This is a genomic window from Pseudoflavonifractor phocaeensis, assembly GCF_016901735.1.
Classification (GTDB): domain Bacteria; phylum Bacillota; class Clostridia; order Oscillospirales; family Oscillospiraceae; genus Pseudoflavonifractor_A.
On sequence record NZ_JACLZC010000101.1, the window covers coordinates 1 to 6393 of the forward strand.

Consider the following 6393-nt stretch of genomic DNA (forward strand, 5'->3'; position numbering starts at 1 on the left):
TTTAAATTCTGGTGTGTATCGTTTGTTTGGTATCCCTTTTGGCATAATAAAGCACCCCACTTGTTATTCAGTATACCATACTGTCTAACAAATGGGGTGCAGTTCATTTTTGGACACTCCAAATTTCATTTACAAAAGACTGCTGTATTAAGCTGGATGTGAAAACCTTTCGCAATGCCCGAATCAAACAAGATAGTAAAAATCAACCTCAGTATTTATTTGATCCTGAATGCTACATATTACGGCGTGCATTGCGAGATGATCCTGGTAAAAGTACAGATCATTTTGTAATTGGGGCGTTTAATCAAAGGCGGAAGAATGTTGTTCCGTTTTTGGAATTTGGCTCGTTGACGGATTATCGAAATTGCAAAGTTGGAATTTTACATCAATTTTTGCGAGAGGTGCAAACATCTCTGTCTCCGTATTTATCTTTGACAATGGTTTCTCTTGATGAAAGTACCCATCTGGGAGTATGTGACTCGGTGGATAATATGGCAGGAATCAGGGAACGTTTGCGAGAGGTACCCCTATACTTGGAGGATACCGTACAAAACGAGCAATCACGCACATTGATCTCTATGCTGCGCTATGAACTGGAAAAATACAGCCAAGTCACCTTAATGGAGGGAACGCCCCAAAAGGGCGATGCACTGCTTCGGATTATACATTCCCCTCTTTTTTATGAAGATCATCCGGAAGATGATGAATATTTAAAAGCGCCCAAGCATTGTGTTGTACAGCACGTAACCGTCGAAGAGTTTCAGCTAACAGGCATGAATACGCGCGGAACGAAAGAAAAAGAAGACCCCAAACTGCTAAAAGTCATCCAGGAACTTGCCATTAAGATTGACGTAAGCCGACGGAAAATGACCTGCTATGATTGGCCCAAACTGGGTTTCAGTAAGCCTGTTACATTTGTCGTGGCAACGTCTGATTATAAGGACAAAAATAAACCAATCTGTTACGATATGCTCCGCGTACAGCCGGGCGGAGAATTATATTTCGAATCATGGCAGCAATCTTTCTGTGAGGACAGGACAGAACGCGACAAAATTTCCGCGGCGTTTGAAACACCCTATGGAACATTCGATGCTACGATTAAAGGTCTTGTCTATGAAGAGGAAGATAACATCCATATCATTTACGACACCGACCGTTATACGCTTCCCAATATGCAAGACCTCGAACAGGTTCTTAGCGCGACGCGAGATGATGAACAAGTCCCGGCCAAGCCGCTTGTGGAAACAATACAGAAATACGCTGATGGCCTGTCCGGCAACGAGCGCGCGCGGTGCCAAATGATCCTGGATGAAATCAACCAGCATGGCGTGCAAGTTAGCAGAAAAGAATTGCGGCATATTCTCAATTTGAGGAGTAACCTGGGTAAGCAAATCAACCGATATATTTTTGAGGAAACCGGCGTTTTAATTGGAAATGCCCTCAAAAGCGCCCAAAATAAAGAAGCTCTTTTCGGCGGGGTGTTAGGAATTCGCCATTTTTGTGAGGAAGGCGCCCAGCACTACTACTCAGGATATTTTGGAAAATCCATAAATTGGTCGTTCCCTCATGCCTGTAAAATCCGAAAGGTTTGCTCAACCGGTCAAACATTGCAGTTCCAACCATACCTTCCTCTGCTTGAGGTTGATTTCATACGCGCAAATGGATGGACTGTCATTCCTTTCCCCTTTAAGTATTTGCGCGAGTGGAGCGCGCAGCAGGAACGACATTAGATGCTAAAATCCATATCGCGATACAAAGAATACGGGACTGGCCGGTCAGCCAATCCCGCCGCTTTATACTGCAGGGGCGTATGAAGATTTGACATACCAAAAGAAAGATAAAAAATCTCTGATATACCGTAGCCAAACACTGTGGGATGATTCAAAAGATGATGGGAGTTAAGGAAACGGTTCCTCTTGCTTTGCCGGATTGCCAGGCAGAGTTACTTATGGTATGATGGCACCAGAAGACAAGGAGGTGCTGTTATGCCCTTACAGATCGTGCGAAATGATATTACCACCATGCAGGGTGGATGCCATCGCCAATGCCGCCAACGAGAGCCTGCTGGGAGGATAACGTCATGCCCCGTATGGATATAACGGAAATGGCCTTTGCCAAACTCTATCCTCTGCTGGTGGCCAAGGCGGAGCGGAAAGGCCGCACCCAGGAGGAAGTGGATCAGGTCACTGCCTGGCTCACCGGTTATACGCCGGGGGAACTTGCCAGGTTGGAGCGGTCCGATGTGAGCTACGGAGACTTTTTCCGGAACGCCCCCGCCATGAACCCAAACCGGACACTGATTACGGGCAAAATCTGCGGTGTCCGGGTGGAAGAGATGGAGGATTCCCTCATGCGGGACATCCGGTACCTGGACAAACTGGTGGACGAGCTGGCCAAGGGCAAAGCGATGGAACGGATTTTGAGAAAGCAGGGGCCTGACAATGAATAAGCAGGAGATTTATGCCCTCCTTCGTGCCGAAACATCTGGCATGAGGTGACGGAGCACAAAGCCGTTTTCAACATGGCGGAGGTGGCGGAGAACGGCACACGGATCACCCTATTTGATGCCTGACGGAGCGGTGGAATTTGTCGCCCGCCAGGCGACCCATCCGAATCAAATTTCCCCTATACTGTGCTTGTAAACCAAACAACACAGAATAGGGGGATTTTTTATGAAGCAGAATTTAACGGAACTGGTGTTCATCCTGGACCGCAGCGGCTCCATGCAGGGCTTGGAGGGGGACACCATCGGCGGCTTCAATGCCATGATCGAAAAGCAGAAGAAGGAGCCTGGCGAGGCCTTTGTTTCCACTGTTCTCTTCGATGGCCGAACAGAGGTACTCCACGACCGGGTAAAAGTGGGAGAGGTCCGGCCCATCACGGAAAAGGAGTACTATGTCCGGGGCTGCACCGCCCTGCTGGACGCCGTCGGCGGGGCCATCCACCACATCGGGAACATCCACAAGTATGCCCGGCCTGAGGATGTGCCGGAGCACACCCTTTTCGTCATCACCACCGACGGCATGGAGAACGCAAGCCGCCACTATTCTGCCCAGCGGGTGAAGGAGATGATCCAGCGCCAGAAGGAACAGTATGGTTGGGAGTTTCTCTTCCTGGGCGCCAACATCGACGCGGTGGAGACAGCGGGCCATCTGGGCATTTCCCCTGATCGGGCGGTGAACTACCACTGCGACAGCCGGGGCACCCGCCTCAACTACGAGGTGGTTGGACAGGCTGTGACGGCCGTCCGGTGCAGCGCGCCTCTGGACGAGCACTGGAAGGACGCCATCGAGGCGGACTTCCGCAAGCGGCAGAAGAAGGGACAGAAATAGTCTCTGGTCAAAACAAACGAGGGGCGGAGGTCACACCTCCGTCCCTTATTTGCGTCGGCTTTGGAACATGGAAATCGGTTGCTCACGATAAGACGCTATGCTATCATAGGGAAAACTTACCTCTTGACTTTGACGCTGCGTCAACTGTTATCCTGTTCTCAGGAGGGATGACTATGGAGTATTCCATTCAGGAACTGTCGCGCCTGTCCGGGGTGACCACCCGCACCCTGCGCTGGTACGACCAGATCGGACTGCTGAAGCCCAGCAGGGTAGCGAAGAGCGGCTACCGCTACTACGGCGGGGCGGAGGTGGACCGGCTGCAGGACATTCTCTATTACCGGGCCCTGGGGGTGGAGTTGTTCCGGATCAAGGAATGTCTGGACGATCCCTCCTTTGACCGTCTGGCTGCCCTGCGAAACCACCTGGCTGCGTTGGAGGCGGAGCGGGAGCGGCTGGAACAGCTCATCCGGTCGGTGAAAGACACCATTGGAGCGGAAGAAAGGAATGAGATTATGAGCGACGAGCAGAAATTTGAGGCCTTCAAGCAGCGGGCTGTGGAACACAACGAGAAAATTTACGGAGCAGAGATCCGCGCCAAATACGGCGATCAAGAAGTGGACGAGGCCAACGCCGCGGTGATGAATCTCACCCAGGCGCAGTACCAGGAGTGGACGGACCTGGGCCGTGAGATCCAGGAGCGGCTGGAGGCTGCTGTCCGGGCGGGGCTCTCCCCGGAGAGCGAGGAGGGAAAGGAGATCACCGCCCTCCACCGCCGGTGGCTCACCCTCACCGGGAGCCGATATGACCCGGCCAGGCACCGGGGGAACGCGGAGCTCTATGTGATGGACGAGCGGTTTACCGCCTACTACGACAAACAGATACCAGGCTGCGCCCGCTTCCTGCGGGACGCCGTCATCCACTGGGCAAAGTAAGGATGAAGCAGGCCCACGGCAAAAAGCCAAGGGCCTGCCGCTACTTCCTGTTCGGTTTCCGTTTGATGGCCGGCAGACGGATGAAGTCCTGAAACAATATGGTGTTGTCACTCTGCCGTATCGGTCGAAATACGCTTCTGAAAAAATTTTATGCTTTTTTCCGCGTCAGGAAAACGCCGACCAGTGCCGCGATCAGGGCGAGAGGGGCCAGACGGACAAAGGCCCATTCAAAGGCGTGGATGGCCACCCCCATGACGGCAGTCTCCGGGGCGCTGTAATCCCAGCCCAGGTAGGGACTATTCACCATGGCCAGAACTGCGGTAACGGCCAGAATGCCCACGCACACCACGATGAGCAGCCAGTGGACAGTTGCACGCCGCAGAGCCTTCCGCCTTGCAAACTGCAAATTGATGACCTCCAGCTTTTCCGAGAGGGCTTTGACCTCATCTGCCTTCGACTCCGTCACCGTCTCTCCCAGCAGGGTGCTGACAGGTGTCTCCAGGGCTTCCGACAGGGCGATGAGCAGATCGGAGTCCGGGACAGATAAACCTTGCTCCCATTTGGAGACGGTCTGCCGCACCACATTGATCTTGACCGCCAACTCCTGCTGGGAAAGACCCCTGGATTTTCGGATGGCTTTGATGTTTTCATTGAGCATAGGGACTCACTCCTTTCGCTCTCATTGTAGGGAAAGCGGCCCGTTGCCGCAAGCAACGCAGAGTAACATGGCTCATTTCAGCAGTTCTTTTAAAATGCGCTGTTTCGAAGCTGCAGGTGGCACTGGAGACAGCCCCACCACCATCCCGCTTAATGAAGCCTGCGGCTTTCGCAGGCACCATCTGGTCAAGAACTTTTTCACCGACCACTACGACCACCCCATCTAGGAGTGCGGGGTGCAGTTGGTGGATATGGTATATCTGCAAAGAGAACTGTGAAAAGGGAAGCGCCCATAAGCGCTCCGCTTTCCGTTATGTATCCCTTTGTGCAAGGAAGGCTTCAATGGCCTCCACGGTCTGCTGCTGTTGTTCTTCAGTGGAGATGGTTGCGGGCAGGTCCCCCTTCTGAGGGCCGTAGTTGCCGAACTGGGCGTGATTGCCGCCCTCGATCTCCACGATGTTCTCCGTGTAGTCGATGTTGTCCTCCACACTCTGGTTGAGGGAGCCGTAGATGGTCAGGGTATCTTCCGCCGGATAGTCGCCGTAGATGTAAGCTCCCAGCAGGATGAGGCCGTCTACCTGGTCGGGATGATCTGCGGCAAAATGGGAGGCCATAGCCCCGCCCATGGAGTGTCCGGCCATGTACCAGTGCGAATACTCGGGGAACTGCGCCATCGCCTCTTCCGCCGCGTTGGCGTCAAAGAGCGCCATGTGGAAGGGCATATGGACCAGAATGCAGGTGACGCCCAGTTGCCGGATCTGATCCAGCAGCGGCAGGTAAGCCTCCGCCTCCACCTTGGCGCCGGGGTAGAAGATAATGGCGGTGTCGGTGGGACAGGTGGGGGAGAGGATGGTCAGATTGTCTTGTACCGTGATGGTGCTGTCATGCGTCAGCACCTCCAGGGCCGTATCCTCCGCCTGATAGTAGTCAGACACATACCAGAAAAACACTCCCACCAGAATAGCCAGGACCAGCAGTAAAATCCCGCCTGCCAGCAGCCATTTTTTGCGGTGAGGTAGTTGCTTCGTTTTCACGCTGTTGTCACCTCCAGTGGCATGCCGCAGCACTGGCAGATTAACTGCCGGGGCAAGTCCAATGGGGTGATCATGGAGACATCAAACAGTTTAGAAAGCAACGTCAAAGTTCCTGTGTTGGGCGCTGTTTCACCGGTCTCCCAGCGGAAAACCGCCTGCCGGGTCACATACACCTGCTGTGCCAGCTGTTCCTGGGAGAGTCCGCACTTGGTGCGCAGTTCCAGAAGAATTCCTTTGGTATCCATGTTGCTCACCACCTTGTCTGGATTGTACCATAGCGGAAGGGAAAATCAAAGTAACTGGTTGTTGCCCAATTCTGCGACATACTCTTAAATAGTGTGTACACAAGTTCAGGCTAAAACGGCGCACCAAATAGCAATGCAACGAATTTGCACTGCGGCGAGAAAAGATGCTGTATTTTTAGCATATCGCGTGGCA

General features: G+C 53.0%; 7 protein-coding genes and 2 pseudogenes. 5 read left to right on the top strand and 4 right to left on the bottom strand.

Going from position 1 to position 6393, the window contains the following annotated elements; translation table 11 throughout:
- Positions 1-158: 158 nt before the first annotated feature.
- From H7U37_RS14105 to H7U37_RS14120, 4 genes are all read left to right on the top strand, one after another.
- Positions 159-1730: a hypothetical protein gene (locus tag H7U37_RS14105; RefSeq protein ID WP_204876680.1), complete on the top strand. Its 1572-nt coding sequence runs from the start codon at positions 159-161 to the stop codon at positions 1728-1730.
- Between the two features lie 350 nt (positions 1731-2080).
- Positions 2081-2449 (top strand): DUF2200 domain-containing protein, encoded by a 369-nt coding sequence (locus H7U37_RS14110; RefSeq protein ID WP_204876681.1) that lies wholly within the window; start codon positions 2081-2083, stop codon positions 2447-2449.
- Positions 2450-2672: 223 nt separating this feature from the next.
- The gene (locus tag H7U37_RS14115; RefSeq protein WP_204876684.1) at positions 2673-3332 is read left to right on the top strand and encodes a vWA domain-containing protein; all 660 of its coding nucleotides are present in this window, start codon (positions 2673-2675) and stop codon (positions 3330-3332) included.
- A 173-nt stretch (positions 3333-3505) separates the two neighbouring features.
- Positions 3506-4264, top strand: coding sequence for a MerR family transcriptional regulator (locus H7U37_RS14120; RefSeq protein WP_204876685.1), 759 nt, complete (start codon positions 3506-3508; stop codon positions 4262-4264).
- 148 nt (positions 4265-4412) lie between these two features.
- On the opposite strand, the gene H7U37_RS14125 is transcribed toward H7U37_RS14120, so the two are convergent.
- The gene (locus H7U37_RS14125; RefSeq protein ID WP_204876687.1) at positions 4413-4922 is read right to left on the bottom strand and encodes a helix-turn-helix domain-containing protein; all 510 of its coding nucleotides are present in this window, start codon (positions 4920-4922) and stop codon (positions 4413-4415) included.
- Positions 4923-5040: 118 nt separating this feature from the next.
- Here H7U37_RS14125 and H7U37_RS14130 point away from each other — a divergent pair.
- A pseudogene (locus tag H7U37_RS14130) lies at positions 5041-5148 on the top strand (GNAT family N-acetyltransferase); the annotation flags it as partial.
- A gap of 84 nt (positions 5149-5232) precedes the next feature.
- On the opposite strand, the gene H7U37_RS14135 reads toward H7U37_RS14130, so the two are convergent.
- From H7U37_RS14135 to H7U37_RS14145, 3 genes and pseudogenes are all read right to left on the bottom strand, one after another.
- Entirely contained in the window at positions 5233-5955 is a 723-nt protein-coding gene (locus H7U37_RS14135; RefSeq protein WP_204876692.1) for an alpha/beta fold hydrolase, read from the bottom strand.
- Positions 5952-6200 (bottom strand): helix-turn-helix transcriptional regulator, encoded by a 249-nt coding sequence (locus H7U37_RS14140; RefSeq protein WP_204876694.1) that lies wholly within the window; start codon positions 6198-6200, stop codon positions 5952-5954. The genes H7U37_RS14135 and H7U37_RS14140 overlap by 4 nt, the downstream gene beginning before the upstream one ends.
- Before the next feature lie 105 nt (positions 6201-6305).
- A pseudogene (locus H7U37_RS14145) lies at positions 6306-6393 on the bottom strand (IS5/IS1182 family transposase); the annotation flags it as partial.

What these genes read in the sequence shown, in the direction of transcription:
- H7U37_RS14110 (WP_204876681.1), top strand. Translation starts at nt 2,081, where the DNA reads ATGCCCCGTATGGATATAACGGAAATGGCCTTTGCCAAACTCTATCCT.
- H7U37_RS14115 (WP_204876684.1), top strand. Translation starts at nt 2,673, where the DNA reads ATGAAGCAGAATTTAACGGAACTGGTGTTCATCCTGGACCGCAGCGGC.
- H7U37_RS14120 (WP_204876685.1), top strand. Translation starts at nt 3,506, where the DNA reads ATGGAGTATTCCATTCAGGAACTGTCGCGCCTGTCCGGGGTGACCACC.
- H7U37_RS14125 (WP_204876687.1), bottom strand. Translation starts at nt 4,922, where the DNA reads ATGCTCAATGAAAACATCAAAGCCATCCGAAAATCCAGGGGTCTTTCC.
- H7U37_RS14140 (WP_204876694.1), bottom strand. Translation starts at nt 6,200, where the DNA reads ATGGATACCAAAGGAATTCTTCTGGAACTGCGCACCAAGTGCGGACTC.